Annotated in this window: 20 protein-coding genes and 1 pseudogene; 11 read left to right on the top strand and 10 right to left on the bottom strand. The window is 73.1% G+C overall.

Annotated elements, in window-relative coordinates; all coding sequences use genetic code 11:
• Window positions 1–86 precede the first annotated feature (86 nt).
• Both WN71_RS12790 and WN71_RS12780 read right to left on the bottom strand, forming a co-directional pair.
• Window positions 87–863, bottom strand: a complete 777-nt coding sequence (locus tag WN71_RS12790) for a hypothetical protein (protein WP_240529642.1) — start codon at window positions 861–863, stop codon at window positions 87–89.
• A gap of 854 nt (window positions 864–1717) precedes the next feature.
• The gene (locus WN71_RS12780; RefSeq protein ID WP_046587055.1) at window positions 1718–2218 is read right to left on the bottom strand and encodes a DUF3293 domain-containing protein; all 501 of its coding nucleotides are present in this window, start codon (window positions 2216–2218) and stop codon (window positions 1718–1720) included.
• Between the two features lie 343 nt (window positions 2219–2561).
• Between WN71_RS12780 and WN71_RS12775 the strand changes: the two genes are divergently transcribed.
• The gene (locus WN71_RS12775) at window positions 2562–2957 is read left to right on the top strand and encodes a hypothetical protein (protein ID WP_046587053.1); all 396 of its coding nucleotides are present in this window, start codon (window positions 2562–2564) and stop codon (window positions 2955–2957) included.
• A gap of 186 nt (window positions 2958–3143) precedes the next feature.
• Here WN71_RS12775 and WN71_RS12770 read toward each other — a convergent pair.
• The 3 genes and pseudogenes from WN71_RS12770 to WN71_RS12760 form a co-directional block, all read right to left on the bottom strand.
• Window positions 3144–3437, bottom strand: a pseudogene (locus tag WN71_RS12770) (ester cyclase); the annotation flags it as partial.
• Window positions 3438–3609: 172 nt separating this feature from the next.
• Window positions 3610–4383: an SDR family NAD(P)-dependent oxidoreductase gene (locus tag WN71_RS12765; RefSeq protein ID WP_046587050.1), complete on the bottom strand. Its 774-nt coding sequence runs from the start codon at window positions 4381–4383 to the stop codon at window positions 3610–3612.
• Between the two features lie 116 nt (window positions 4384–4499).
• Window positions 4500–5183: an MOSC domain-containing protein gene (locus WN71_RS12760; RefSeq protein WP_046587048.1), complete on the bottom strand. Its 684-nt coding sequence runs from the start codon at window positions 5181–5183 to the stop codon at window positions 4500–4502.
• Window positions 5184–5263: 80 nt separating this feature from the next.
• Between WN71_RS12760 and WN71_RS12755 the strand changes: the two genes are divergently transcribed.
• Entirely contained in the window at window positions 5264–6178 is a 915-nt protein-coding gene (locus WN71_RS12755; RefSeq protein ID WP_046587046.1) for a LysR family transcriptional regulator, read from the top strand.
• A 211-nt stretch (window positions 6179–6389) separates the two neighbouring features.
• Here the strand turns inward: WN71_RS12755 and WN71_RS12750 are convergent, their stop codons facing one another.
• The gene (locus WN71_RS12750; RefSeq protein WP_046587045.1) at window positions 6390–6719 is read right to left on the bottom strand and encodes a WhiB family transcriptional regulator; all 330 of its coding nucleotides are present in this window, start codon (window positions 6717–6719) and stop codon (window positions 6390–6392) included.
• Window positions 6720–7101: 382 nt separating this feature from the next.
• On the opposite strand from WN71_RS12750, the gene WN71_RS12745 reads away from it, so the two are divergent.
• The 4 genes from WN71_RS12745 to WN71_RS12730 all read left to right on the top strand — a co-directional run bounded on the left by WN71_RS12745 (window position 7102) and on the right by WN71_RS12730 (window position 11539).
• On the top strand, window positions 7102–7713 hold the full coding sequence (locus WN71_RS12745) for a response regulator transcription factor (protein WP_003948568.1): 612 nt from the start codon (window positions 7102–7104) through the stop codon (window positions 7711–7713).
• A 261-nt stretch (window positions 7714–7974) separates the two neighbouring features.
• Entirely contained in the window at window positions 7975–8562 is a 588-nt protein-coding gene (locus tag WN71_RS12740) for a sigma-70 family RNA polymerase sigma factor (protein WP_046587043.1), read from the top strand.
• A 210-nt stretch (window positions 8563–8772) separates the two neighbouring features.
• A complete protein-coding gene (gene guaB / locus WN71_RS12735; protein ID WP_046587040.1) occupies window positions 8773–10278 on the top strand; it encodes an IMP dehydrogenase in 1506 nt (501 codons plus the stop codon).
• 136 nt (window positions 10279–10414) lie between these two features.
• Window positions 10415–11539: a GuaB3 family IMP dehydrogenase-related protein gene (locus tag WN71_RS12730; protein WP_046587038.1), complete on the top strand. Its 1125-nt coding sequence runs from the start codon at window positions 10415–10417 to the stop codon at window positions 11537–11539.
• A 105-nt stretch (window positions 11540–11644) separates the two neighbouring features.
• Here WN71_RS12730 and WN71_RS12725 read toward each other — a convergent pair whose 3' ends face one another.
• From WN71_RS12725 to WN71_RS12715, 3 genes are all read right to left on the bottom strand, one after another.
• Window positions 11645–11911, bottom strand: coding sequence for a hypothetical protein (locus WN71_RS12725; RefSeq protein ID WP_046587036.1), 267 nt, complete (start codon window positions 11909–11911; stop codon window positions 11645–11647).
• A gap of 1 nt (window position 11912) precedes the next feature.
• A complete protein-coding gene (locus tag WN71_RS12720; RefSeq protein ID WP_046587033.1) occupies window positions 11913–12509 on the bottom strand; it encodes a hypothetical protein in 597 nt (198 codons plus the stop codon).
• 176 nt (window positions 12510–12685) lie between these two features.
• Window positions 12686–13894, bottom strand: a complete 1209-nt coding sequence (locus WN71_RS12715; protein ID WP_046587031.1) for a nucleotide sugar dehydrogenase — start codon at window positions 13892–13894, stop codon at window positions 12686–12688.
• A gap of 285 nt (window positions 13895–14179) precedes the next feature.
• Here WN71_RS12715 and WN71_RS12710 point away from each other — a divergent pair, with 285 nt between their 5' ends.
• Complete coding sequence (locus tag WN71_RS12710) at window positions 14180–15886, top strand: glycerol-3-phosphate dehydrogenase/oxidase (RefSeq protein ID WP_079177828.1); 1707 nt, start codon at window positions 14180–14182, stop codon at window positions 15884–15886.
• 327 nt (window positions 15887–16213) lie between these two features.
• Here WN71_RS12710 and WN71_RS12705 read toward each other — a convergent pair whose 3' ends face one another.
• The gene (locus WN71_RS12705; protein ID WP_046587029.1) at window positions 16214–17257 is read right to left on the bottom strand and encodes a serine hydrolase domain-containing protein; all 1044 of its coding nucleotides are present in this window, start codon (window positions 17255–17257) and stop codon (window positions 16214–16216) included.
• A gap of 169 nt (window positions 17258–17426) precedes the next feature.
• Between WN71_RS12705 and WN71_RS12700 the strand changes: the two genes are divergently transcribed.
• The 4 genes from WN71_RS12700 (at window position 17427) to WN71_RS12685 (ending at window position 26825) form a co-directional block, all read left to right on the top strand.
• Window positions 17427–19637, top strand: a complete 2211-nt coding sequence (locus tag WN71_RS12700; protein ID WP_046587027.1) for a serine/threonine-protein kinase — start codon at window positions 17427–17429, stop codon at window positions 19635–19637.
• 190 nt (window positions 19638–19827) lie between these two features.
• Window positions 19828–22977: a protein kinase gene (locus WN71_RS12695; RefSeq protein WP_071369838.1), complete on the top strand. Its 3150-nt coding sequence runs from the start codon at window positions 19828–19830 to the stop codon at window positions 22975–22977.
• A gap of 249 nt (window positions 22978–23226) precedes the next feature.
• On the top strand, window positions 23227–24882 hold the full coding sequence (locus WN71_RS12690) for a serine/threonine-protein kinase (RefSeq protein WP_046585749.1): 1656 nt from the start codon (window positions 23227–23229) through the stop codon (window positions 24880–24882).
• Window positions 24883–24974: 92 nt separating this feature from the next.
• Window positions 24975–26825 carry a serine/threonine-protein kinase gene (locus tag WN71_RS12685; RefSeq protein ID WP_046585751.1) on the top strand — a complete coding sequence of 617 codons (1851 nt, stop codon included), beginning with the start codon at window positions 24975–24977 and terminating at the stop codon, window positions 26823–26825.
• The last annotated feature ends 69 nt before the right edge of the window (window positions 26826–26894 follow it).

Genomic DNA, 26894 nt, shown 5'->3' with positions numbered 1-26894 from the left:
ACCGCCGAAGGCCCGGCACCCTTTCTGGGGTGCCGGGCCTTCGCGCGCAGGCCGAAGACCCTGCCACTCTGCGGCTGCGCCCCTGGTCAGGTCGGCAGCCGACGCACCGCGTCGTCGTCCGTCACCAAGTACACGTCGATGTGCAACAGGCGGCGGACATGGCCCGGTACGCGCTCGACGGCCTTCAGGGACGAGGTCGGCACGACGAGCGCGTACCGTGTCCGGGCGTCCTGGCTCGTCATGCGGCGCAGCAACTGCCCGTAGGCGATGTCGGCGTCGATGCCTTTCTCGCTGGTGCGACCCTTGGCCTCGCAGATCAGTCGTTCCCCGTCGCGCACCGCTTCGAGGTCGGTCCAGCGGTCCTCCGGTTCCACCGGTGTCCAGCCCTCGGCCAGCAGCCAGGTACGGAAGGTGTCGAGCACCCGGTCCTCGTCGCTCGCCCTGGCCAGGATCTTCCGCAGGGCGGCCAGGTCGGACTCCTCGTTGCGGCGGAGCCGCCCGCGTCCGTCCGCGTCGAGGTCGGCGGGCCGGACCACGACGAGCCGCAGGCCGTGGGCGGGGATCTCGCTCTCCCGGCGCGCGTCGTACAGCGCCCGCTGCTCGCCCCGGTGGACCCCGCTGACGGTTATCCGGTCCGGCTTGTCGAAGTGCGGTACCGGCCGGTCGTGCTGCAACTCCCGGTACTCGACGACCAACTGGTGACCGGGCCAGTACGCGTCGACCGGAAGCCTGACCCGTCGGCCCTCGGCGCCGGGGTCTCCCAGCAACCAGTCGAACCTGTGTTGCGTTAGGGCCGTCTCGCCGAGGACCTGATCGCACAGCCCGACGACGTACGCCTCGTCGCTGGTGTCTCTCGCTGCCACGGCAGGCATCCTGCCGTGCCGACGCGACGGCGGGAAGGCGCCCGGGACCGGATCGTCCACTGGGCGCCGTAACAGGCGAGCGCCGAACGCCGGGCCGCATCCACGCCGGAGGGCGTCATGGGTGAAGGCGCACGCGCCGATGTTGGCTCGTTCGGCGGTACGCGAGAGAGGTTCGCGTGCCCCCTGCGGGAGGGAGAGTTGCCAGGTGAGGAGGCGGACCGCGACCGACGACAGCCGGGGGTGCCGGATGATGTCGTGGGAGAGCTGGGTGAAGGCGCGTGCGGGCGCGATATGGTGCCTGTACATCACGGGTGGAGTCTCTTTCCACTGGTGGTTCAGGCCCTCGCGAACGGTGCCAGCCGTTGCGGGGGCCGTATTTGTGCTGACCGTACAGCACGAAGAGTGCTCATTTGGACGCGTTGAGTGAAGAAACCTTTCGTGAGGCTTTCACTCACACGAATCAACTTGCCTGGTCGTGCGCGTGGTTGACGTACTGGCGTCCGAGGCCGCGGTCACGGAGCGTGGGGGCGGCGGCCGAGGGTGAGCCGTAAGGGACGCGGGTGCGGAACGGACTCGGGCACAGCGTTCCTGCGATGCTTCGGGCGCGCGCCGGATGAAGCTACCGCGGGCCCTCCACGTACGGCCGGGCCCGACGGCCCAGCGGCGATGTCCTGTCCCACACGTGCCGGCGCGCCCCGCACACCGGATCGGTCTCGTACGTCACCTCCGCCGGGAAGCCGTCGGCCTTGACCCGCTCCGACGGCGGGTCGGCGTCGGCAAGGCGTCTGCCGCACCGGGGACAGTGTTCCGGCGTGCGCATCGGGTACGTGCCCATCACTCTGCTCCAGCCCTTTTCAATGCCTGCTTGCGGCGGTCGAGCGGTTGCGCGTCTCGAACGCCGCCCAGCCACGGGCCGCGGTGACGCCGCCGTCGCACGTCAGGAGCCGCCACGCGTCGGGGGTCCACGCGAAGATCGCGTCCTGCCCGAACCGGCGGCCCAGTCCGAGGGCGGCCGCATCGTCGAGACCGACCACGGCGACGCTCTCCTCGCGGTGCATGCCCTGCTTGTCGCGGCCTTCCGCGGGCCACCAGGTCGGACCGAGGCTCCGGACCTCGGCGAGGAGCAGGCGGTGGGCGCGCGCGTTGGCGGCGAAGGACGCCGTACGGCCAAGGGGGTTCCAGGCGGTGATCACGTGAACCGTGGCGCCTTGGGCCGGACCCGGAAAGGGGCCCTCGGCCACGCCCGGGGAACGTGGTTCGACGTGGACGACGCGGTCCTCGAACCGGATGTCGACGACCGCGGCCAGATACAGGTCCCAGTTACGGGGTGCGGCGGACGCGTCGAACGTGTGCACAGGGGCCTCCTCGAAACGAAGACCCCCTTACAACTCGTGCAGGGAGATCGGTGCTTGTGCCAGACCTCGGCGAACTCGGCCGGGGATCGGTCAGGGCGGCAACATTTCATGATCGCGGCCCCGAGGCAAGGGCTTGTGAAGATCTTGCGGAAGATCAACGCCGGTGTTAGCTTCGCGCTCGGTCGCGTGATCCGGCGTCAAACCCTGGCGCATCGGACCGCATTGCACCCGGAGCGAGAGCCCTCCGTGTGGCGGCCGACCCGCGCGCGGTGCGCGGGAACGCGCAGATCACCGGGGTGCGGCAGTGCGCTACCGGGGTCCTTGACTCCGGAGGCCGCCTGACATGCCCGTATCTTCCGACGCGGAGCCGGACCTCGTGGATCTCCCGGTCATCCGTCTCGACGCCGCGCGGGAGCTGTTCCGCACGAGCGAGTCGAGCGGCCTTGGCAGACCAGGCACCGACGAGGTCTTCGACGAGTGGCTCCGCGTCCATGAGGGCATCGCGTTCTACCGCAACGCGGACCGGCCCGTACAGGCACGCCCCATCGTGTCGGGCGACGAGATTCCGGAGTGGCTGGACAACAGCCGCATCGGCAGAGCGCGCCTGGAAGCCGTCTGCGTCACCTCGTGGTGGCCTGCTTCCGCGCAAGCCGTGGAGCGGCCCGAGGGGTTCGTGGACGCCGACGAGGACGACGACGGGCGCTACGACGAAGCCAACGACACGGAAACCTGCACCTAGGACGGCATGTCCGGCCTCTGTCTGACCTGCGAGCCGTCCCCGTCCCGCCATGCGAGGGTCGACCGCCCTCGCACCGCGGACTCCTCGTGCGTCCTCCGGCTCGTGAACGCCTACGCAGGAGGGATGGCGGAGGATCCTTCCTTCGGTGGGTCGCGACGCCGTGCGGGGCTGTCCGGGTTCGGGCTACAAGCGCTCGTCCCGCATCACGTCCAGGTCCGTGAAGGTCGGGGTCTCGTCGCAGAGGGCGACCATCTCCTGGAAGATCCTGTCGGTCTCCGGGAGGCCCGAGTTCTTCATCGCGTCCTCGTACGACGGGAACTCGACGATCTCGACCATGCGCGTCGCGTCCGAGCGGTCCCGGCCCACCATGGCGTGGGTCGCCGTCCGCTTCCCCTTGGTCTGCTCGACCCATGTGTCCATCAGCCGGTTCATCTCGTCCATCCGGCTGGTCCTGCACTCGATGATCTGCACGAAGGCCATGACGGCACCTCGGTCCGTGGGGTCCGGTGGGAACGGCTCCATTTTCCCACCGGGGCGCCCCGATGCCCTGCTCAGCCACGGCACCCCGCCGTCGGCGGACGGTCCGCGAGCAGCAAGAGGCGAGAAGCGACAGCCAATAAGCGCTGGGCGAGAAGTCCCGCGTCCCGCTCGGCTACTGCGGGCCGTACTTCCGGCCGGTCCGCGAGGTGATGCCGCCGAGCAGCGCGCGGGGCGTCACCTTCACCACGCCCATCAGGGTCTTGTAGCGCGGGTCCGGGACGGACAGGGACTTGCCGCGGGACAGGTCCTGGAGCGCCGCCGCCACCAGCTTGTCGGCGTCCAGCCACATCCAGCCGGGGATGTTGTCCGTCCCCATGCCCGCCCGCTCGTGGAACTCCGTCCGTACGAACCCCGGGCACAGCGCCATCAGCCGTACCCCGCTGCCGGCCATGTCCCGCGCCGCGCCCTGCGTGAACTGCACGACCCACGCCTTCGACGCCCCGTACGTGCCGCGCGGCACGAACGCCGCCACCGACGCCACGTTCACGACCCCGCCCCGGCCCCGCTCCCGCATCGACTCCGCCGCGGCCGACGTCAGCCGCAGCACCGCCTCGCAGTGCACCTTGAGCATCTTCAGCTCGTCGGCCATGGAGACGTCCAGATAGCGGCCCTTGTTGCCGAACCCCGCGTTGTTGATGAGCAGGTCGACAGGGTTCTTGCGGTCCGACAGGCGCGCGGCGACCGACTCGATGCCGGAGTCCTCCGCGAGGTCGGCCGTCAGCACCTCCGCCTCGATGCCGTGCCGGTCGTGCAGTTCCGTCGCCTGGCCGCGCAGCCGGTCGGTGTCCCGGGCGACCAGGACGAGGTCGTGCCCGTCAGCCGCCAGCCGCCGCGCGAACGCGGCACCGATCCCCGCGGTCGATCCCGTAATCAGAGCCGTTGTCATGCACCAAGACTAGTTACGAGCGGTCATCCGGAGGACGCCGTCCCGGGTCTACGCGCGCAGCCCGGACCCTCGACGTCTCCGTGCACTTCCCCTCGACATTTCTGTGCGGCACGCCTCTACATCTCCGCGTACTTCTCCGGGTACTTCGCCACATACGACCGCGCCTGCTCCAGCGCCTCCGGATGCAGCGCGCCGCCCGCCGCCACCAGCCGGGGCAGCAGCGTCCGTTCCGTGGTGACCGCGCGGAACTGCAGGGCCACCGTCACGTCGTGGTCCGGGCGGTGCACGACCTCGATCGGGTCGCCCGCGCGGATCTCGCCGGGGCTGATCACCCGGAGATACGCCCCCGGCGCACCCTTCCGGGTGAATCTCTTCACCCAGCCCTGCTCGCCCAGATGGCTCTGGAAGGTGCGGCAGGGTATGCGCCCGCTGGTGACCTCCAGGACGACCTCCGCGCCGACGCGCCAGCGTTCGCCGATCAGCGCCCCGGAGACGTCGAGACCCGCCGTGGTCAGGTTCTCCCCGAACGAGCCGTTGTCCAGCGGGCGGCCCAGTTCGCGCGCCCAGTCGTCCAGGTCCTCGCGGGCCACCGCGTAGACCGCCTGGTCGTCGCCCCCGTGATGGCGGGTGTCGCAGACCGCGTCCCCGGCGAGCCCGCTGCCCGCGGACCCCTTGGGACCCGGCGCCGCGACCCGCACCGGCCCGTCGGCCGGCCGCTTGTCGATGCCGGTCAGGCCGTCCGGCTGGTCCGTGTACGGCACCGCCCGCGCGCGGCCCAGATTCACCGAGAGAAGCTCCATGACCGCACGGTAGCCACCCGCACCTCAAAGCGTCGAGTCATTTTTCGGCGGCGTACCCAAGTTGTGCTTATGCTCAAGGGGTGATCGAGGCCCGTCATCTGCGCGTGCTGCGCACCGTCGCCGTCACCGGCTCCTTCTCGGCGGCCGGCCGCGAGCTGGGCTGCACCCAGCCCGCCGTGAGCCAGCAGATGAAGGCCCTGGAGGCGTCCGTGGGCACGCCGCTGCTCGTGCGCAACGGGCGCGCCATGCGGCTCACCGAGGCGGGCGAGGCGCTCGTACGGCATGCGACGGGCATCCTCGCCGGGCTCACCGCCGCGGAGGAGGAGGTCGCCGCCATCGCCGGGCTGCGGGCCGGGCGGGTGCGGCTGGTGTCGTTCCCCAGCGGCAGTTCCACCCTCGTGCCCACCGCCCTCGCCGCGCTGCGCGCCGCCCACCCGGGCACCCGCGTCTCCCTTGAGGAGGCCGAGCCGCCGCAGTCCGTGGAGATGCTGCGCGCGGGCGACTGCGACATCGCCCTCGCCTTCCGGTACGAGGCCGCGGCGGACGATCCGCAGGAGTGGGACGACCTCGTCGTACGGCCGCTGCTGACGGACCGGCTCGTCGCCCTGGTGCCCGAACGGCACCGGCTCGCGCGAGCGGAGGCCGTCGCCATCGGGGAACTGGCCCGGGAACCGTGGATCGCAGGCTGCCCGCGCTGCCGGGGACGGCTGGTGGAGGTCTGTGAGAGCGCGGGTTTCACCCCGCGCATCGACTTCGCCACCGACGACTACCCGGCGGTGGTCGGCCTGGTCGGGGCGGGCCTAGGCGTCGCCGTCCTGCCCCAGCTCGCGATCGAGTCCGTACGGCCCCGGGGCGCGCGCACCGTGACCCTGGAGCCCGCGGTGCGGCGGGAGGTCGTCGCGCTCACGCTGCCCGACCTGGCCCGGGTCCCGGCCGTCGCGGCGACCCTGGACCGGCTGGCCCGGGCGGCGGGCCGCACGCCCGCGCCCCGCTGACCCTCCGCGTCGGCCCCGCCGAGTCCTGGGAAAAGTACGGGCACGCGTCTGCGTGCCCCGTGTGCTGTCGTGAACGGCCGTGGTGACCGGCCGTGGTGACCGGCCGTGGTGACCGTGGTGCGGTCGATCGCGCCCCGGTCGATCGTCTTCGGTCGATCGTGCTGTGGGTCGATCGTCGTGTAGGTCGATCGTTGTGTGAAGAAACGTTCCTTCAGGTGTTCGAGACGCCGTCCCCGCTGGTGGTCGATGCCGACACCAGCCGGTTCCGCGCCCGGCCCATCAACTCTTCGCGCTCGTCCTCGGTCAGTCCGCCCCAGACGCCGTACGGCTCGCGCACCGCCAACGCGTGCGCCGCGCATTCCGCACGGACCGGGCACCTCATGCAGACCTCCTTGGCCGAGTTCTCTCGAGCACTCCGAGCCGCACCGCGCTCACCCTCCGGATGGAAGAAGAGCGAGCTGTCGACCCCACGGCAGGCAGCCAGGAGCTGCCAGTCCCACAGGTCCGCGTTCGGTCCGGGAAGGCGGGAGAAATCTGCCATTGCGTGACCCCTTGCAGCCGTTCATGGGCGGATACGGTGCCAACGACCGTACATCTCCGTTGTAAGGAGATGAAAATATGACTCATTGCGAATCTAGCCCCAGACACTGAGAAACGGGAAGAAAAAGGGCTGAACGGGGCACGGGTTGTGATGAAAAGTTGAGAGTCGGTACGGCATGTCTGCACCGTGTCCGTGCCCTCACGTAGAGTGCCGAAGTTGGCACATGCCCCCGTAACTCTTTCGAGTGACCGTCGTTGAGAGTGCGGAGGCGGTTGAAAACACAAGCGCTCGGGCAGGCGTCCGAGGCGGTCGACCGCACAGGTGACGATTTCGTACCAGCCTGGAGGCACAAGGTGACCCGCATCAGCTGCGGAGGACGGCCATGACTTCCGTTCTCGTCTGCGACGACTCCCCGCTTGCCCGAGAGGCGCTCCGCCGCGCGGTCGCGACCGTGCCCGGCGTCGAGCGCGTGACGACGGCGGCCAACGGCGAGGAAGTCCTCCGCCGCTGGGGCGCCGACCGCTCGGACCTGATTCTGATGGACGTACGCATGCCCGGCCTGGGCGGCGTCGAGACCGTGCGGCGGCTGCTCTCCGCCGACCCCGGTGCCCGCATCATCATGCTCACCGTCGCCGAGGACCTCGACGGTGTGGCCCTCGCCGTGGCGGCGGGCGCGCGCGGGTATCTGCACAAGGACGCCTCGCGCGCGGAGCTGCGCGCGACCGTCACGCAGGCCCTCGCCGACCCGACCTGGCGGCTGGCCCCGCGCCGGCTGCGCTCCGCCGAGATGGGCGCCGCGCCCACGCTCACGGCGCGTGAGATCCAGGTCCTGGAGGGCATGAGCCACGGCCGCTCCAACGCCGAGATCGGCCGCGAGCTGTTCCTCTCCGAGGACACGGTCAAGACCCACGCGCGCCGGCTCTTCAAGAAGCTCGGCGCGTCGGACCGCGCGCACGCGGTGGCGCTGGGCTTCCGGTGGGGCCTGGTCCGTTAGGCACGGTGTGTCACGGCGGGGCACCGGACTCCCCGCCTGACGCAGGGTGGGCGGGGCCGCTTCGGAGCCCCGCCGGGCGCCCGCTGCTCGTTTCGCCGCGGATGCCGCATCCTTGAAGGTGTGGAGTCTCTCGGGGACGAGTCGGTCGAGCGGAAGGGGAGGGCGCAGGAGATGAGTTCCGGCGCACCTGCTCATAACGCTTCGGTGCACAACCAGGAGCACGCCGCGGCGGAGCCCGCGGCCACAAGGCACCATGGACCGATGCGGGACGACGAGGCGGCCACGGCCCCCGGGGCGATCGGTGCCCTCGTGCACCGTGCCGTCGACGGGGACGAACAGGCCACCCACGACCTGCTGGCCCATGTCCACCCCCTCGCGCTGCGTTACTGCCGCACGCGTCTGTCCCGGCTCCCGGGCGACGCGCGGCACTTTGTGGAGGACCTCGCGCAGGAGGTCTGCGTGGCCGTCCTGCTGGCCCTGCCGCGCTACCGGGACACCGGCCGCCCCTTCGAGGCGTTCGTCTTCGCGATCGCCTCGCACAAGGTCGCCGACCTGCAGCGCGCGGCGATGCGGCACCCGGGTTCCACGGTGGTGCCCTCCGACGAGATGCCGGAGCGCCCCGACGACTCGCTCGGTCCGGAGGAGCGCGCCCTGCTCAGCAGCGACGCCGAATGGGCGAAGAAGCTGCTGGCCAACCTGCCGGAGAACCAGCGGGAGCTGTTGCTGCTGCGGATCGCGGTGGGCCTCACGGCCGAGGAGACCGGTCAGATGTTGGGAATGTCACCCGGGGCGGTCCGCGTCGCCCAGCACCGGGCGCTGAGCCGGCTGCGCGCACTCGCGGAGCAGTAGCCGGCAGGCTCCCGGACAGGCCCCGCGCGAAGCCCCGATCACGTCACGCACCCGTCTCGCCTTGAACAGGCGTCACGGCGATTCCGTACGAACATACGAAGCCGGAAGTCGCTCGCGACCGTGGAATCCTCCGCAACCGCGGAATTCGGGAGGTGTGCTTCCCGTTAGCATGGACATCCGCACCGATCAAGGCCATTTGGGGAAGGTGTCATGACTGCCAACGTCGACGGAGTGCCCGGAAAATTCGCGACACTCGGGCTGACCTACGACGACGTGCTGCTGCTGCCGGGTGCATCCGAGGTGCTCCCCAACGCGGTCGACACCTCGTCCCGCATCTCGCGCAACGTCCGGGTCAACATCCCGCTGCTCTCGGCGGCGATGGACAAGGTGACCGAGTCCCGCATGGCGATCGCGATGGCGCGCCTCGGCGGCGTCGGCGTGCTGCACCGCAATCTCTCGGTCGAGGACCAGGTGAACCAGGTCGACCTGGTCAAGCGGTCCGAGTCCGGCATGGTCACCGACCCGATCACGGTGCACCCGGAGGCGACCCTCGAGGACGCCGACGCGCTGTGCGCCAAGTTCCGCATCAGCGGTGTCCCGGTCACCGACCCGGCCGGCAAGCTGCTGGGCATCGTCACCAACCGCGACATGGCCTTCGAGTCCGACCGCACGCGCCAGGTCCGTGACGTCATGACGCCGATGCCGCTGGTCACCGGCCGCGTCGGCATCACCGGCGTCGAGGCCATGGAGCTGCTGCGCAAGCACAAGATCGAGAAGCTGCCGCTGGTCGACGACAGCGGTGTCCTCAAGGGCCTGATCACGGTCAAGGACTTCGTCAAGGCGGAGAAGTACCCCAACGCCGCCAAGGACGCCGAGGGCCGGCTGCTCGTCGGCGCGGCCGTCGGCGCCAGCCCCGAGGCCCTGGAGCGCGCCCAGGCGCTCGCCGACGCCGGTGTGGACTTCCTGGTCGTCGACACCTCGCACGGCCACAACAGCAACGCCCTGAGCTGGATGTCGAAGATCAAGTCGAGCGTCGGCGTCGACGTGATCGGCGGCAACGTCGCCACCCGCGACGGCGCCCAGGCGCTGATCGACGCCGGTGTCGACGGCATCAAGGTCGGCGTGGGCCCCGGCTCGATCTGCACCACGCGCGTGGTCGCCGGCATCGGTGTCCCGCAGGTCACGGCCATCTACGAGGCGTCCCTCGCGGCGCGCCCGGCGGGCATCCCGCTGATCGGCGACGGCGGCCTGCAGTACTCCGGCGACATCGGCAAGGCGCTCGCCGCCGGTGCCGACACGGTGATGCTGGGCAGTCTGCTGGCGGGCTGCGAGGAGTCGCCCGGCGAGCTGCTGTTCATCAACGGCAAGCAGTTCAAGTCGTACCGCGGCATGGGCTCGCTCGGCGCCATGCAGTCGCGCGGCCAGGCGCGGTCGTACTCGAAGGACCGCTACTTCCAGGCGGAGGTCTCCTCCGACGACAAGCTCGTCCCCGAGGGTGTCGAGGGCCAGGTGCCCTACCGCGGTCCGCTCTCCAACGTGCTGCACCAGCTGGTCGGCGGTCTGCGCCAGACCATGGGCTACGTCGGCGCGGCGACCATCGACGAGATGGAGTCCAAGGGCCGCTTCGTGCGGATCACGTCCGCGGGCCTCAAGGAGAGCCACCCGCACGACATCCAGATGACGGTCGAGGCGCCGAACTACAGCCGTAACGCCTGATCGCGGCGGCGCGGAAGGTGTGCCCGAGGGGCGGTTCCCGGACTCCGGGGGCCGCCCCTCGGCACGTGCGGGAGCCGGTGTCACAGCCGTCGGCGATACTTGAAGGCGCTGAAACGCAGAGGGAAAGGCCACAGACGTGACTGAGATCGAGATCGGGCGCGGCAAGCGCGGCCGCCGGGCGTACGCCTTCGACGACATCGCGGTCGTCCCCAGCCGCCGTACGCGGGACCCGAAGGAGGTCTCGATCGCCTGGCAGATCGACGCCTACCGCTTCGAGCTGCCGTTCCTGGCCGCGCCGATGGACTCGGTCGTCTCGCCGGCCACCGCGATCCGCATCGGTGAGCTCGGGGGCCTGGGCGTGCTCAACCTCGAGGGCCTGTGGACGCGGTACGAGGACCCGCAGCCGCTGCTCGACGAGATCGCCGGGCTGCCCGCCGAGGCCGCGACCCGGCGGCTCCAGGAGATCTACTCCGCGCCGATCAAGGAGGAGCTGATCGGCGCGCGCATCAAGGAGGTCCGCGACTCCGGCGTGGTCACCGCCGCGGCGCTGTCGCCGCAGCGCACGGCCCAGTTCTCCAAGGCCGTCGTCGACGCGGGCGTGGACATCTTCGTCATCCGCGGTACGACGGTCTCGGCGGAGCACGTGTCGGGCTCGCACGAGCCGCTGAACCTCAAGCAGTTCATCTACGAGCTGGACGTCCCGGTGATCGTCGGCGGCTGCGCCACCTACACCGCGGCCCTGCACCTGATGCGCACGGGCGCGGCGGGCGTGCTGGTCGGCTTCGGCGGCGGCGCGGCGCACACCACGCGCAACGTGCTGGGCATCCAGGTGCCGATGGCGACGGCGGTCGCCGACGTGGCCGCGGCCCGCCGCGACTACATGGACGAGTCCGGCGGCCGGTACGTGCACGTGATCGCGGACGGCGGTGTCGGCTGGTCCGGCGACCTGCCCAAGGCGATCGCGTGCGGCGCCGACTCGGTGATGATGGGCTCCCCGCTGGCGCGCGCGACGGACGCGCCCGGCAAGGGCCACCACTGGGGCATGGAGGCGGTCAACGAGGAGCTGCCGCGCGGCAAGAAGGTCGACCTGGGCACGGTCGGCACCATCGAGGAGGTCCTCACCGGCCCGTCCCACACCCCGGACGGCTCGATGAACTTCTTCGGCGCCCTGCGCCGCGCGATGGCCACGACCGGCTACAGCGAACTCAAGGAGTTCCAGCGCGTCGAAGTCACGGTGGCGGACTCCCAGCACAAGCGGTAGTCCCTCCGGCCGGGCCGGCGTCGGTGGCGCCCGGATCGTCGTGACAGGAGAAGGGCCCCCGGCCGGACGGCCGGGGGCCCTTCCCGTTGTCCGGCCAGGGCGCGGTCAGCGGGCGGTGAGCAGTTCGAGGACGCCGCCGAGGAGCGGCAGGAGGCCGCAGACGGCCACGAAGGCCGCCACCCACCGGAAGTTCATCCCCTCGGACCAGTGGGGCGCCGGGTGGAGGTCGCCGAGCGTCAGCGGGCGCGCCTCCCGGGTGCGCCGCCGGAAACCGTCGATCGCCGCCGCGGAGCCGCGGACGTCGAACGCGACCCAGGCTCCGGCCGTCACCGCCGGGAGCCCGAGCAGTATCAGGAACAGCCAGACGGGCACCTCAGCCCGCCGCCTTGCTCGTGCTCCGGAACGCCGCGTAGGCCCCGATCGCGAGGAAGACGAAGCTCAGCAGGGCGACATCGTCCTGCCAGGCCGACTGGACCAGGCCGAAGTGGTCGAAGAAGACCGTGCCGAAGCCGACGTGGGCCTCCTTGGCGATCAGCATGGCCTCGCCGATCAGCTGCCCGAGGTAGATCGCGGCGACGGTGACGATCACGCTGATGACCGGCAAGGTCTGGCTGCGACCGCCCACGCGGCCCGTGACGACGCCGACGAGGAGGCCGACGCCGACGGCCGCGTAGGCGAACTCGCGTTCGCTGATGCCGATGACGACGCCGTACAGGATCGCGGCGGTCATGCCCGTGCCGGTGGCCGCGGCCAGACCGAGCAGGGCGTTGCCGCGCGAGGGCGCGGGCGGGGCGGCGGGCGCGACGGTCCGGGGCGCCCCCGGAGGGACGCTCTGCGCCATGGCCCGGCGCGCGGGCTGCCGCGGGACGGCCGGCGCGAGGGCGGGCGCGTCGGCGGGTGCGCTCGTCGACGGGCCGTCGCCCGTCGCTCCGTCGGCCGGTGGACCGGTCGTCGGTGTCGTCTGGCTCATGTGGATCCCCCCAGGGATGCGGGCACGGGTGTGCCGTGCGCGTGAGACGGCGTCGCACAGCCACCGACGCCCGGGGGCGTCGGCGAACGGGTGTGCGAGAGTTGCCGCAGATTAGCAGGGGGATCGGTGATCGGCTAGATGGTTTTCCCTGCTCAGAGCAGGTGTGTCCGGCCGGATCACAGCCGGTGGGCCGCGCCGGTCGGGGTCGCCCCCCGGGTGTCCAGCAGGAGCTGCGCCTTCACCGACAGGCCCTGCATGTCGTACGTGCGGTGGTGCTGGAGGAGGATCGTCAGGTCGGCGTCGGCGGCGGCCTCGTAGAGGGAGTCGGCGCGGGGGATGGGACGGTCCAGGACGTTCCACGCGGGTACGTGCGGGTCGTGGTAGCTGACCGAGGCGCCCAGCTCCATCAGGCGCAGCGCGATCTCCCGGGCGGGCGTGCCCTGGAGGTCGGCCAGGTCGGCCTTGTAGGTGATGCCGAGCAGCAGGACGCGGGCCCCGCGCGCGGACTTGCCGTGCTCGTTCAGGAGCTGGGCGGCGCGCTGGACGACGTAGTGCGGCATCCGGCTGTTGACCTGCTGGGCCAGTTCCACCATGCGCAGGGCGCGGCCCGCCTGCCCGGTCAGGTCCTGCGGCACGGTGTGGCCGCCGACGCCGGGCCCCGGCCGGAACGCCTGGAAGCCGAACGGCTTGGTCTCGGCGCACCGGATGACGTCCCACAGGTCGACACCGAGGTCGTGGCAGAGCACGGCCATCTCGTTGACCAGCGCGATGTTCACATGCCGGTAGTTGGTCTCCAGCAGCTGCACGGCCTCCGCCTCGCGGGTCCCGCGGGCGCGCACCACCTTGTCGGTGATCCGGCCGTAGAACGCGGCGGCCGACTCCGTGCAGGCCGGGGTCAGGCCGCCGATCACCTTCGGCGTGCCGGCCGGGGTGATGTCGCGGTTGCCGGGGTCGACCCGGCTCGGTGAGTAGGCGAGATGGAAGTCCCGCCCGGCCCGCAGCCCGGAACCCTCCTCCAGGAGCGGGCGCAGGAAGTCCTCCGTCGTCCCGGGGTTCACCGGGGACTCCAGGATCACGGTGGTGTGCGGGCGCAGTCGCCCGGCCAGGGTGCGGGCGGCGGTCTCCACCTGACCGAGGTCGAGACCGCCGTCCGCGCCGCGCGGCGTCGGTGCGCAGATCACCGCGGTGCGCACCCGTCCGAGCTCGGCCGCGGCGGTGGTCTGCCGGAAGCCCCCCGAGAGCATCCGGCGTACCTCCGCGGGGCTGAGCGAACCCGCTTCCGGGCCGGTCGGGAAGCCGATCGTGGGGATACCGGCGGCCACCGCCGCCTGGGCGAGGGGCAGGCCGAAGGGGCCGAGTCCGATGACGGCGAGATCTGCGGGCATGGCGTGGGCCGTCCTTCCCAGTAACCGATGCGGGACCGGCGCGCAAGTGCTGTGGACCGGAGGAGCTAGTGCAATGTCACACTAGGAGTAAATATGACCGTTATGCGGGATTGATCGTTGGCGTTTCCGCGAGTGTTGTCCACAGGCTGGGGGCGGGGTGTTGTCCACAGGCCGGGGCGAGTGGTGGCTGAAGTCGGGCAAGCCGGTCAGAATTTGGGCAGGGGGAAGACGTGACGGGCTTCGCCCACCGGGTGCGGCCGACGCGAGCGACAGCGGGAGGCAGCGGTGAGGACAGCGACACTGGGGCCGGTGCAGCGCGCCGAATCCCTGGCGGGCATGGCCGAGCGCGAGCTGGACGTGCTGGTCGTGGGCAGCGGTGTGGTGGGCGCGGGCACCGCCCTGGACGCGGTGACGCGCGGCCTGTCCACCGGACTGGTCGAGGCGCGCGACTGGGCCTCGGGCACGTCCAGCAGGTCCAGCAAGCTCATCCACGGCGGCCTGCGCTACCTGGAGATGCTCGACTTCGCCCTCGTCCGTGAGGCGCTGAAGGAACGCGGCCTGCTGCTGGAGCGCCTCGCCCCGCACCTGGTCAAGCCGGTGCCGTTCCTGTACCCCCTCCAGCACAAGGGCTGGGAGCGCCTCTACGCCGGTTCGGGCGTCGCGCTCTACGACGCCATGTCGATGGCCCGCGGCCACGGCCGGGGCCTGCCCATGCACCGCCACCTCAGCCGCCGCCGCGCCCTGCGCGTCGCCCCGGCCCTGCGCAAGGACGCCCTGGTCGGCGCCTTGCAGTACTACGACGCCCAGATGGACGACGCCCGCTTCGTGGCCACCTTGGTGCGGACGGCCGTGTCCTACGGCGCGAAGGCGGCGAACCGCGCCCGCGTCACCGGCTTCCTGCGCGAGGGCGAACGGGTCGTCGGCGCCCGGGTCCAGGACGTCGAGGGCGGCGGGGAGTACGAGATCCACGCCAAGCAGATCGTCAACGCCACCGGGGTGTGGACCGACGACACCCAGGCCATGGTGGGCGAGCGCGGCCAGTTCCACGTGCGTGCCTCCAAGGGCATCCACCTGGTCGTGCCCCGCGACCGCATCAACTCCTCGACCGGGCTGATCCTGCGCACCGAGAAGTCCGTGCTCTTCGTCATCCCCTGGGGCCGGCACTGGATCGTCGGCACCACCGACACCGGCTGGGACCTCGACAAGGCCCACCCCGCCGCGTCCAGCGCCGACATCGACTACCTGCTGGAGCACGTCAACTCCGTGCTGGCGGTGCCGCTCACCCGCGACGACGTCCAGGGCGTCTACGCGGGCCTCAGGCCCCTGCTCGCCGGCGAGTCGGACGCCACCAGCAAGCTCTCGCGCGAGCACACCGTCGCCCACCCGGTGCCGGGACTCGTCGTCGTGGCCGGCGGCAAGTACACGACCTACCGGGTGATGGCCAAGGACGCCGTCGACGAGGCCGTGCACGGACTGGACATGCGGGTCGCGGAGTGCGTCACCGAGGACGTCCCGCTGCTGGGCGCGGAGGGCTACTCGGCGCTGTGGAACGCGCGGGCGCGCATCGCCGCGCGCACCGGCATCCACGTGGTGCGCGTGGAGCATCTGCTGAACCGCTTCGGCTCGTTGGCCGAGGAGGTCCTCGACCTCATCTCCGCCGACGCCTCGCTCGGCGAGCCGTTGCAGTACGCCGACGACTACCTGCGCGCCGAGGTCGTGTACGCCGCCTCGCACGAGGGGGCGCGGCACCTGGATGACGTGCTGACCCGGCGCACCCGCATCTCGATCGAGACCTTCGACCGGGGCACGCGCAGCGCCCGCGAGGCCGCCGAACTGATGGCGCCGGTGCTGGGCTGGGACAAGGACCAGATCGAACGCGAGGTCCAGCACTACGAGAAGCGGGTCGAGGCCGAACGCGAGTCGCAGCGCCAGCCGGACGACCTGACGGCGGACGCGGCCCGCCTGGGGGCACCGGACATCGTGCCGCTGTAGGGGACCGGCCGGGCGACCGCGGACCCTTTCGGTGAAGCCCGGGAGTGGCCGGTCGCCGAAGCCGGAACCGGACGCCCGCCTTCCGGGCCGGCCGGCCGACGGTGGCAGGTCCGCTGATGTCCGGGCCGGCCGGGCCGACGGTGGCCCGTCCCGCCGGTGGGCCGCCCGGCGGGCCGCCGGGGGGCCCGGGGGCCGGGCGGTCGTCGAGGCCCCGCCGCGCGGCACCTCCCCGCCGAGGCGCCGCCCAGGCACCCCGCCGCCGAGCCGATCGGCAGATCACCCGTACGAGTGGCCCCGGGCGGGATCTCCGTCCGGGGCCCGGTCGTTCTACGTGGTGCGGGGGCAGAACTCGGAGGCGAGCAGCGCGGGTTCGAGACCGGGATCTGCCATCTCGTCCGTGTTCACCCGGAAGGTGAGGACACGGCGCCCGTCCACGGTGGCCGCGGTGCGCACGTAGCTGCCGGGGATGCGCCCGTTGTGTCCCCACACCGTGGTGCCGCACGGCAGCTTCACGGGAAACAGGCCCATGCCGTACGAGCCGTCTGCGGCACGGGTGTCGAGCATCGAGTGCAGCAGCCGAGGGGACAGCAGTGCGCCGCCGAGCAGCGCCGCGTAGAAGCGGTCCAGGTCGGCGAGCGTGGTCACCAGCTCACCCGCAGCGCCGGCCACGCGCGGGTCGAGGGCGGTGACATCGGTTCCGTCGGCCGCGTAGGCGCGGCCGTGCGGAGAGGGCAGCGAGGTGCGGGAACCGGGGAAGGAGGTGCCGGACAGACCCAGCGGACGGATGATGCGGCGCTCGGCCTCACCGGCGTAGGAGTCGCCGGTGACCTGCTGGATCACCATGCCGAGCAGGACGTAGTTGGTGCTGGAGTACGCGTAGCGGCCGGGACGGGCCGGAGGGAGGGCGAGTGCGATGCGGACGGCCTGAGCGGGAGTCAGGGGGACGGAGCCCCGGGTGACGGTGGTGAAGTCGGCGAGGCCGCTGGTGTGGGTGAGCAGGGCCCGCAGGGTGATGCCGCGGCCGTCGTGACCGGCGCCGCGCAGCAGTCCCGGCAGATGCTGCTCCACGGTGTCGGACAGCGACAGCCGCCGCTCGCCGACGAGTTGGAGCACGATCGTCGCGATGAAGGTCTTGGTGATGCTGCCGGCCCGGAAATGGTCGGCCGGGGAGATGCCCGTCCCGGCCGAGCCGTAGAAGGAGCCGGTCGCCCGGTCCTGGACCAGCAGCGCGGCGGCGGGCGCGCGGCCCCGGGTGACGAGCAGCGGCAGGACGGCGTCCGCGGCGCCGGCCCGGGGCGCGGCGCTCGCCGCCACCGGGCAGAGCAGGGCCAGAACCGCCGGAACGGCCAGCAGGGAGCGCAGTGATGGCATCGTGGGCTCCCCTCGTCGACCCCATCATCCCGGTGTGCGGAGCGTGCCGGTCAGGGGCCCCTCTGTCACCGGAGGCCGCCGCAGGCCCCCTGAGGCACCCTGGGCGTCGGGCACTTGTCGGGTGAGGGACAATGGAGGCTCTGTCAGGGCGGGTTGCATGAGGGGACGCATGTCGGAGGCGGAGCGGGCGGGGGCATCCCGTCAGGACAAGAGCGGACGTCTCCTCGCCGGGCGGTACCGGCTGGGAGCAGTGCTCGGCCGCGGCGGCATGGGCACGGTGTGGCGTGCCGAGGACGAGACCCTGGGCCGGACGGTCGCGGTCAAGGAGCTGCGGTTCCCGACGAACATCGACGAGGACGAGAAGCGGCGCCTGATCACGCGCACGCTCCGCGAGGCCAAGGCGATCGCGCGGATCCGCAACAACAGCGCGGTGACGGTGTTCGACGTGGTCGACGAGGACGACCGGCCGTGGATCGTGATGGAGCTGGTCGAGGGCAAGTCCCTCGCCGAGGCCATCCGTGAGGACGGTCTGCTCCAGCCGCGGCGCGCGGCGGAGGTCGGCCTCGCCATCCTCGACGTGCTGCGCTCCGCGCACCGCGAGGGCATCCTGCACCGGGACGTGAAGCCGTCCAACGTGCTGATCGCCGAGGACGGCCGGGTCGTGCTCACCGACTTCGGCATCGCGCAGGTGGAGGGCGACCCGTCCATCACCTCCACCGGGATGCTCGTCGGCGCCCCCTCGTACATCTCCCCCGAGCGGGCCCGCGGCCACAAGCCGGGCCCGGCGGCGGACCTGTGGTCGCTCGGCGGCCTGCTGTACGCGTCCGTCGAGGGCGCCCCGCCGTACGACAAGGGCTCGGCGATCGCCACCCTCACCGCGGTGATGACCGAGCCGCTGGAGGAGCCGAAGAACGCGGGCCCGCTCAGGGACGTGATCTACGGCCTGCTCACCAAGGACCCCGACCAGCGGCTCGACGACACCGGTGCCCGCGCCATGCTCAACGCCGTGCTCCACGCGCGGGAGCCGGAGCCGGTCGACGCCACGAAGGTGGTGCCGTTGCCCGCGCAGCCCGACCGGCGCGCGGAGCAGGCGGCTTCGAATCCGCCGGGCACCAAGCGCGGCGAGGAGGCGGCGGAGAAGCTGCGCGGGGCGCTGCGTTCGGTGCGCAAGGCCGCGGTGGCGGCCGGAGCGGCCACCACGTCGGTCGCCTCGCGGGCCAAGAGCGCCGGGAGCGACGCCGGTTCGGCGGGCGCGGCCACCGGTTCGGCGTCGGCGGCCGGTCCCGGTACCGGTGCGCCTTCGGTGGGCGGTCCGGCGGCGACCGCCCCGGCGCCCCGGGACGGTTCCGGGGCGGCGGCCGCGAGCGGTGCCGGGGCGAGTGGTGCCGGTGCGGCGGGCAGGCCCTCCGCGCGGAGCGGCTCGGTGGGCACGGCCAAGGGCACAGGCACGGCTACGGGCGCGGGAACGGGCACAGGTACCGGCGCGGGCGGCAACGCCTCGGCCGGCGGGCGGAGTTCCGGGTGGCCCGTGATGTCGCCGCCCGACGACCTGCCGGACCTGCCGCCGCGCAGCGCGCCGCGCGCGCCGATCACCGATGTGGTGCCGCGCAGGACGCTGGTGATCATCGCGCTCGTGGCGGTGCTCGCCGTCGTCGCGGTCGTGCTGGCCGTCACGCTCTCCGGAGACGGCGACGCCAAGGGCACGGACGACAAGAGCGGTGCGCGCAGCACGTCCACGGCGAGCGCGAAGTCGAGCACGAAGGCGGGCGCCACGTCGGGCGCGAAGGGCGACGACACCAAGGGCGGCGACGCCTCCTCCGCCGCCGGTGACGACGACAGCGGAACCCAGGCGGACGGCAGCAGTTCGGCCGGTTCGCAGGACAGCGGCTCGTCCGACGACGCCGCGGGCTCGGACGACTCCTCCGGCACGAGTGGCTCCGGCGTGGGCGCGGCGACGTCGACGTACCGCGGGAGCCAGGGCTTCTCCATCGGGCTGCCCGCCGGATGGAAGTACACGACGACCGACTCCGCCGGAGCGCGGTTCACCGGACCCCGGGGGCAGAAGCTGCTCGTCGCCTGGACCAGCACGCCGAAGGACGACCCGGTCGCGGACTGGAAGAACCAGGAGCGCTACATGACGCGCTCGCAGTACCACCGCATCCGCATAGAGAAGGTGGACTACCGCTCCTGGAACACCGCCGACTGGGAGTTCACCTCCGTGGACGACGGGACCAAGTTCCGCACCATCGACCGCGGTTTCGTGGTGAACGACCACCTCGGCTACGCGCTGATGTACTCGGCGAAGGCGGCCGACTGGGACACCGCGCTGCGCAAGAACACCTGGAAGACCCTGACGGCCACCTTCGAGCCCGCGTCCTGAACCAATCCCCCGAGCGACACCGAAGCGGGGCATACGACCCTGTACGGTGCGTGACATCCGGCATCCTCGCATTGCAGGTCGCCTCCGGCACGTATCGTGAGTGGTTGCGGACCGTACGCATTTAGATGTGTGTGCGGAACGGGTCGCAGGGCGAACGGAATTGACCGACCGGACGGCCGGGGGAGGCAACGTGGACGACTATGCGGGCCGGGTTCTCGCCGACCGCTACCGCCTGCCGCTGCCGCCCTCCGACGAGTACGAACTCACCGAGACCCGCGCCTTCGACACCTACAGCGGCCAGGAAGTCCTGGTCCGCCAGGTGCCGTTGCCCGAGATCGTCGAGGCCGAGGTGCTCGACGCGGACGGCCTGCCCGACGGGTTCACCGCGCGCGAGCGCGGCGCCCGGCGCCGGTCGTCCTCGCGTACGGCGACCCGGCGGCCCACCGACCCGGCGGTGCGGCGCGCCGTGGAGGCCGCGCAGGCCGCCGCGCGCATCCCCGACCACCCCCGGCTGGACCAGGTCTTCGACGTGTTCGCCGAGGGCGGTTCGCTGTGGGTCGTCAGCGAGTTGGTGGCCGCCCGGCCACTGGCCGCGCTGCTCGCCGAGAAGCCGCTGACGCCGTACCGGGCGGCCGAGGTCGCCTCCGACGTCCTGATGGCGCTGCGCGTGCTGCACGCGCACGGCTGGGTGCACCGCAACATCACCGCCCGCACGGTCCTCGTCTGCGACGACGGCCGGGTGATGCTCACCGGCCTCGCAGTCGGCGCGGCGGAGGAGGCGCTGTGCGGGTACGACCCGGTCCCCGCCCAGGACGGCGACACCGGGCCCGTTCCCCGCGGCCACGCGCCCGAGGGCACCCACCCCGGCGGAACGGGCCCCGCGGACCGGTCCGGTCCCGGCGCCGCGTACGGCCTCCAGGGGGCGGGCGCCGCGGACCCCGAGGCGGCCCGGCGCGCCGCGATCCAGGCGCGGGAGGCCCGCGGTCTGCCGCCGGTGCAGCCCGACGGGCCGGGAGCCGACGCGGGCTCCGCGCCGCCGGACCGGCGCGCGCTGGAGACCGGTGACGACATCAGGGCCGCGCGGGCCGGGGCGATCGCCGCGTACCGGGCGGGCGCCCGCGCCGCGGCCCGGGTGCAGGAGGCCCAGCAGAACGGGCGGGCGGCCCTGCCCGGCGCCCGCACCCCGGCCGAGGGCACCCCGGCGGGCCGGTCCGGCGGTCCGGAGCGGCCGCCCTTCCCGGCGGGCGAGGGCGCGCCACGGCCACCGTTCCCCCTCGGCGAGGGCCCGGCGCAGCAGGCGTACCCCCTGGACGAGGGGCCGGAGGTGCAGCGGTACGACACCGGTCATGGCGGCGGCCAGCCGTACGAGAGCGGTTCTGGCGGCGGCCGGCCGTACTACGAGACGGGTCGAGCGGGCGGTCAGCCGCAGCCGTACGACGCGGGTCACGGGAGCGGTCAGTCCTACGACGCGGGCCACGGGAGCGGCCGGCCGGAGTACGACACGGGCGGGAGCGGCCGGCCCGTGTACGACACGGGCTACGGGAGCGCGCGTCCGCAGTCCCCGGGCGGCGGCGACGGCATGGCCCGGCAGCCGTACCCGGACGGCAACGGCGGGGCTCAGCCGCCGTACGCGGCGGGCAACGGCATGGGTCCGGCCTCGTACGCGGGCGGCAACGGCGTGGAGCGCGCGGCCGAGGGGAGCGCGCCGCCGGGACGGATCGCCGACCCCTACGGCGTCCGCGGCAAGCCCTCCGGATGGTTCGGGGCCAACCCCGTGCCGCCGTCCCCGGCGCCCGGCACCACGCAGGAGCGCTCCGCGCTGCCGCCCGGCGGCGCGCAGCCCGCGCTCGGCCGCCCGCCGCGCCAGTCCGGCCCCGCCGGGGCGCTGCCGCCGGCCGTCGGGCCGGCGTCGCGCGACGCGGGACCGGCCCCGGCGCTGCCCTCGTCGGTGCCGCCCGGCCGGTGGGACGACCTGGCCGCCGGTGCCCCGGCGCGCCGCGGGCCCGCGACCGCGCTGGACGCCGAGCGGGCCCGGCAGGCCCGGATGACCGTGGTGGGACCGGTGACCGAGCGCTGGGCGCCCGAGCAGGCCGGACCCGTGCACGAGAACTGGCAGCTGGCCGCGCCCATCGGCCCGGCCACCGACCTGTGGGCGCTGGGCGCGCTGCTGTTCCGCGCCGTCCAGGGGCACGCGCCCTACCCGGAGGACTCGACGGCCGAGCTGGTGCAGCTGGTGTGCGCCGAGCCGCCCGCGTTCGCCGAGGAGTGCGGGCCGCTGCGGCCGGTGGTGGAGTCGCTGCTGCGCCAGGACCCCACCGACCGGCTGGACTTCGAGGAGCTGCGCGGCTGGCTGCGCTCGCTCGTGCGGTCCGCCCCCGAGCCCGAGGCCGGGGCCAACGTGGTCGCCGCCCCGCCCGCGGACCCCAGCAGGCTGCCCATCGTCCGGCGCCGGGGCGAGCTGGTGCGCAGGCGGCGCGCCGGGCTGCCCGCGACCAGTGCGCGCGGACGGCACAAGCGGGCGGTGAAGGAGGACCGCGCGGCCCGGCCGGTCCGCCCGGAGCGCCCGGTCCGTCCGGAGCGCCCGGTCCGTCCGGAGCGCACGGCGCGTCCGGCCGGGTCCCCGCGCCGCCTCGGCCGTACGTTGCTGCTGCTGGTCCTGCTGCTGCTGGCCGGCGCGGTCGCGTACGCGATGCTCTTCATGCCGAAGGCCGGCGAGGACGGCGCGGCGGGCGGGCAGCGCACCGGAGCCGCCGGGCAGGAGAGCCCGGCACCCGGCCACAGCAGCGCCGCGCCCAGCGCCACGCCGACCACCGGCACGTCCGGATCCGGTAACAGTCCGTCACAGTCGGCGGGTTCGACCTCGGCGCAGACCGCCGACTCCGACGTGGCCCCCGGGTTCACGCTGCGTCACGACCCGGACGGTTTCGAGGTCGCCGTGGCCAAGGGCTGGACCCGGACGCCGAAGAACGGCAAGGCCCAAGTGGTCTACTCGCACGCTGGCTTCGAGCTGATCGTCGTCGCGGGCCGGGACAGCGCGTCCACCTACGGCAGCGACCCGATGACCTACCAGCGCGACAAGGAGCCCGAGCTGGCGCCGTACCGGAACTCCAGCTGGGCCACGGCGACCGGGCTGCGCACCATCACGGTGGGCGGACAGACCATGGCCGAGGGCCAGTTCACCTGGACCGACGACGACGGGGACGACCTGTTCGTGCGCAATCTCGCGATCCTGATCGGCGGCCGCTACCACGTGCTCCAGGTGCGCGGCCCGGACTCGCAGCGCGACGAGGTGACCCAGCTGTACGAGCAGGCCTCCTCGACCTACCGGTACACCGGCTGACGGCACGTCAGGGAATTCGGACACCGCCGCCGGACCGGCGCGTCACCGCCCGCCGCTGCCGCGACCGGACACGTTCCGTACCCGCAGTGACGGCCGCGACGCAGCCCGCAGTTGGCCGGGCGGTTCCCTCGTGTCACCGGAAGCGACAACCGTCACAGTGCGGTCTCCGTGCCGCCCCGCTTGTTCCCTGGCGGCAGGGGTGTCCCTACGCTGGCCCTGTCAAGAGCATTGCGGGGAAACGTGAATCAGATGCAGGGCCTGCTCCTCGCGGGCCGCTACCGGCTGGCCGACTCCATAGGCAGCGGCGGGATGGGCCGGGTGTGGCGCGCCCACGACGAGGTGCTGCACCGGACCGTCGCCATCAAGGAGTTGACGGCCGCGCTCTACGTGTCCGAGAGCGACCGGACCGTGCTGCTCGCGCGCACCCGGGCCGAGGCGCGCGCCGCCGCGCGCGTCAACCACTCCGCCGTCGTCACGGTGCACGACGTGCTGGAGCACGACGGCCGCCCGTGGATCGTCATGGAACTGATCGAGGGCCGCTCGCTGGCCGACGCGGTCAAGGACGAGACCCGGCTGGAGCCGCGCGAGGCCGCGCGGGTCGGCCTGTGGGTGCTGCGCGCGCTGCGCGCCGCGCACGCCGCCGGAGTCCTGCACCGCGACGTCAAGCCCGGCAACGTCCTGCTCGGCCACGACGGCCGGGTCCTGCTCACCGACTTCGGCATCGCGCAGATCGAGGGCGACTCCACGATCACCCGCACCGGTGAGGTCGTCGGCTCCGTCGACTACCTCGCCCCCGAGCGGGTCCGCGGCCACGACCCGGGCCCCGCCTCCGACCTGTGGGCGCTGGGCGCCACGCTGTACACGGCGGTCGAGGGCAGGTCCCCGTTCCGGCGCACCTCGCCGCTGTCCACCATGCAGGCGGTGGTGGAGGAGGAGGCCGGGGAGCTCCGGTACGCGGGACCGCTCGGCCCCGTCATCGTCGCGCTGCTGCGCAAGGACCCCGCCCAGCGGCCGGACGCGGCGGAGACCGAGCAGATGCTCGCCGAGGCCGCGGAGGGCCGCAGCCCCAGCGAGGCCCAGGCGTTCGTGCCCACGCAGCCCTACGACACCCGGCACCACCGCACGCCCTCGGGACCCTACGACTCGGCGTCCCGCCCGCTCCCGCGGTCCGGGACCGCCGCCCCCGGCCCGCAGGCGCCCGGCGCGACCCTGGTGGGCGGCTCGCCCGGCGTGCAGGGCGCGCCCGTCGGACGGCGCCGGCTGCGCACCCTGGCCCTCGTCGTGGTGCTCGCCGCGCTGATCGGCGGCGGCACCGCGGTGGCCCTCCAGAAGTGGCACGGCAGCGCCGACGCGGGCAGCGGCAACGCGGCCTCGCAGAGCGGCGACGCCGGCCCCGGCGGCAACCCGTCGGCCTCCGCGTCGGCCGGTGCCGACTCGAACCTGCCCAGCGGGTGGATCCGCTTCGACGACCCCCGCGGCTACAGCCTCGCCCTGCCCTCCAAGCAGTGGACCCGCAAGGTCTACGACGCCGACCAGGTCGACTACAGCCCCGACGGCGGCGAGCACTTCATCCGCGTCGCCGTCGACCCCTCCTCCGACTTCGACAACGGTCACGATCACCAGCTGGACCTGGAACAGCAGTTGCAGCGGCTGGTGGACTACAAGCGGGTGAAGCTGGAGGCCAACACCTACCGGGACCGGCCGGGTTCGGTGTGGGAGTACACCTGGACCGCGACGGCGAACAGCGGAACGCTCCCCGGTCCGCGCCGGGCCACCGAGGAGACGTACTTCTCCCGGGAGGGCGTGGAGTACGCGATCTACATCTCCTCCCCGGCCGCGGACTGGGCGACCACCAGCCAGGAGTTCCGCACCGTGCTCCAGAGCTGGCGGCCCGACGGCGGCTGACCGCGGCCGCGCCCGGCGAAGCTCCGTGTGGGGCCGACCACTTGGCCGGTCGGCGACGCGGGTGCGGGGTGCGGCTGCGGCATGATGGGCGCATGGGGACCGAGGGGGCCGCTGTCCGGGTGATCGCCGGGCGGTACCGGCTGGAGGAGCGCATCGGCCGCGGCGGCATGGGCATCGTGTGGCGTGCCACCGATCAACTGCTGGGCCGGCGCGTGGCGGTGAAGGAGATAGCGCAGGACGACTCGCTCCCCGACACGGAGGCGCGGCGGCATCGTGACCGCACCCTCCGTGAGGCGCGTGCGGTCGCGCAGCTGCGGCACCCGCATGTCATCGTCGTGCACGACGTCGTCGAGCAGGACGAACGGCCGTACATCGTCATGGAGTTGATCGACGGCGGTTCGCTCGCCGACCGCGTCTCGGCCCATGGGCCGCTGGACGCGCGGGAGGTCGCACGCATCGGCGTCGACCTGCTCGGCGCGCTGCGCACCGCCCACGCGGCGGGCGTGCTGCACCGCGACATCAAACCGGCGAACGTCCTCGTCGACTCCGGCACCGGCCGGGTGGTCCTCACCGACTTCGGCATCGCGCAGGTCGCGGGCGCCACGACGCTCACCGAGACCGGGTCGTTCGTGGGCTCGCCCGAGTACACCGCGCCGGAGCGGATGTCGGGCGCCCGGACCGGCCCCGAGTCCGACCTGTGGTCGCTCGGCGCGCTGCTGTGCACCGCCCTGAGCGGCGAATCGCCGTTCCGCCGCGACTCGTTGGGCGGCATCCTGCACGCGGTCGTGTTCGACGAGATCCGTACGCCCGCGCAGGCCGCGCCGCTGCTGCCGGTGGTGCGGGGGCTGCTGGAGCGGGACCCCGACCGGCGGCTCGGCGTGGCGGAGGCGGAACGGCTGCTGCGCGCCTTCCTGGACACCGGCCGCACACCCGCCACGCGGGCGTCCGGCTACACACCGACCCGGCGCGACGCTCCCCGGCCGGGCGGGACCGCACCCGCCGACGCGGTCCCCGCGGCCGGCTCCGGTCCCGGCTCGGGCGCGGGCTCCGGTTTCGGCCAGGGTGCTGGTGCCGGTGTCGGTCATGGCGTCGGCGTCGGGCATGGCATCGGTGTCGGGCACGGTGCCGTTTCCGGTCATGGCTCCGGGGCCGGTCATGGCTCCGGTTCTGTTTCCGCCACCGGTTCCGGTTCCGCCACCGGTTCCGCCACCGCCGAGGCGTCCGCCCTCGCGCCCCGGCACTCCACCCGGGGCCTGCTGGTGGCGGCCCTGCTGGTCGCCGCGACGGCCGGGGCGGGGGTGTCGGCGGCGGCCCTGCTGATGCAGGGCGGCGGCGGGGGCGGGCGGCCCGTGGCCTCGACCCACACCGGCGCCACCGAGGCCCCGGGCAGGTCCGCGTCCCGGTCGCCCTCCTCGTCCGGCGGGGCGACGACGGCCGTGCCCACGGCGACCGTGACCGTCACCGGCGCGGCCTCGGCGCCGGGCACCTCCGGGACCCGTACCGCGCCGTCCGGCTACCGTCTCGCGCGGGACCCGGAGGGGTTCTCGCTCGCCGTGCCGGAGGACTTCACCCGCGATCCGCAGGGCGTGCGGATCTTCTACATGTCGCCCGGGGAGACCTTCCGGATCGGCGTCAAGGTCGCCGCCCCGGGGTCCGGCGGCCCGCTCGCGGTGATGAACCGCTCCGCCGCCGCGGGCCCGGACAACAACCCCGGCTACCGCGACGGGCAGGTCACCGCCACCACGCACGACGGGCACGACGCCGCGCTGTGGGAGTTCACCTGGGACGGCTTCAGCGCCGCGGAGGGCCCCCGGCACACCTACGACCTCTGCTGGGAGGAGGCCGGGCGGATGTACGACGTGTGGGTGTCGGCCCCGGTCGGCAAGGTGCGGGAGGCGAAGGAGTACTTCGACGTGGCCCTGGACACCTTCGCGCGGAGCTGACGCGGCCGCCGGGTCCCGCGCCCGGGGCCCCGTACACCGGGCTGAGGTCACGGGTCTGTGACTGGTGGG

This window comes from Streptomyces mangrovisoli, from assembly GCF_000974985.2.
Lineage (GTDB): Bacteria > Actinomycetota > Actinomycetes > Streptomycetales > Streptomycetaceae > Streptomyces > Streptomyces mangrovisoli.
This window is presented reverse-complemented; position numbering and strand designations above follow the sequence as displayed.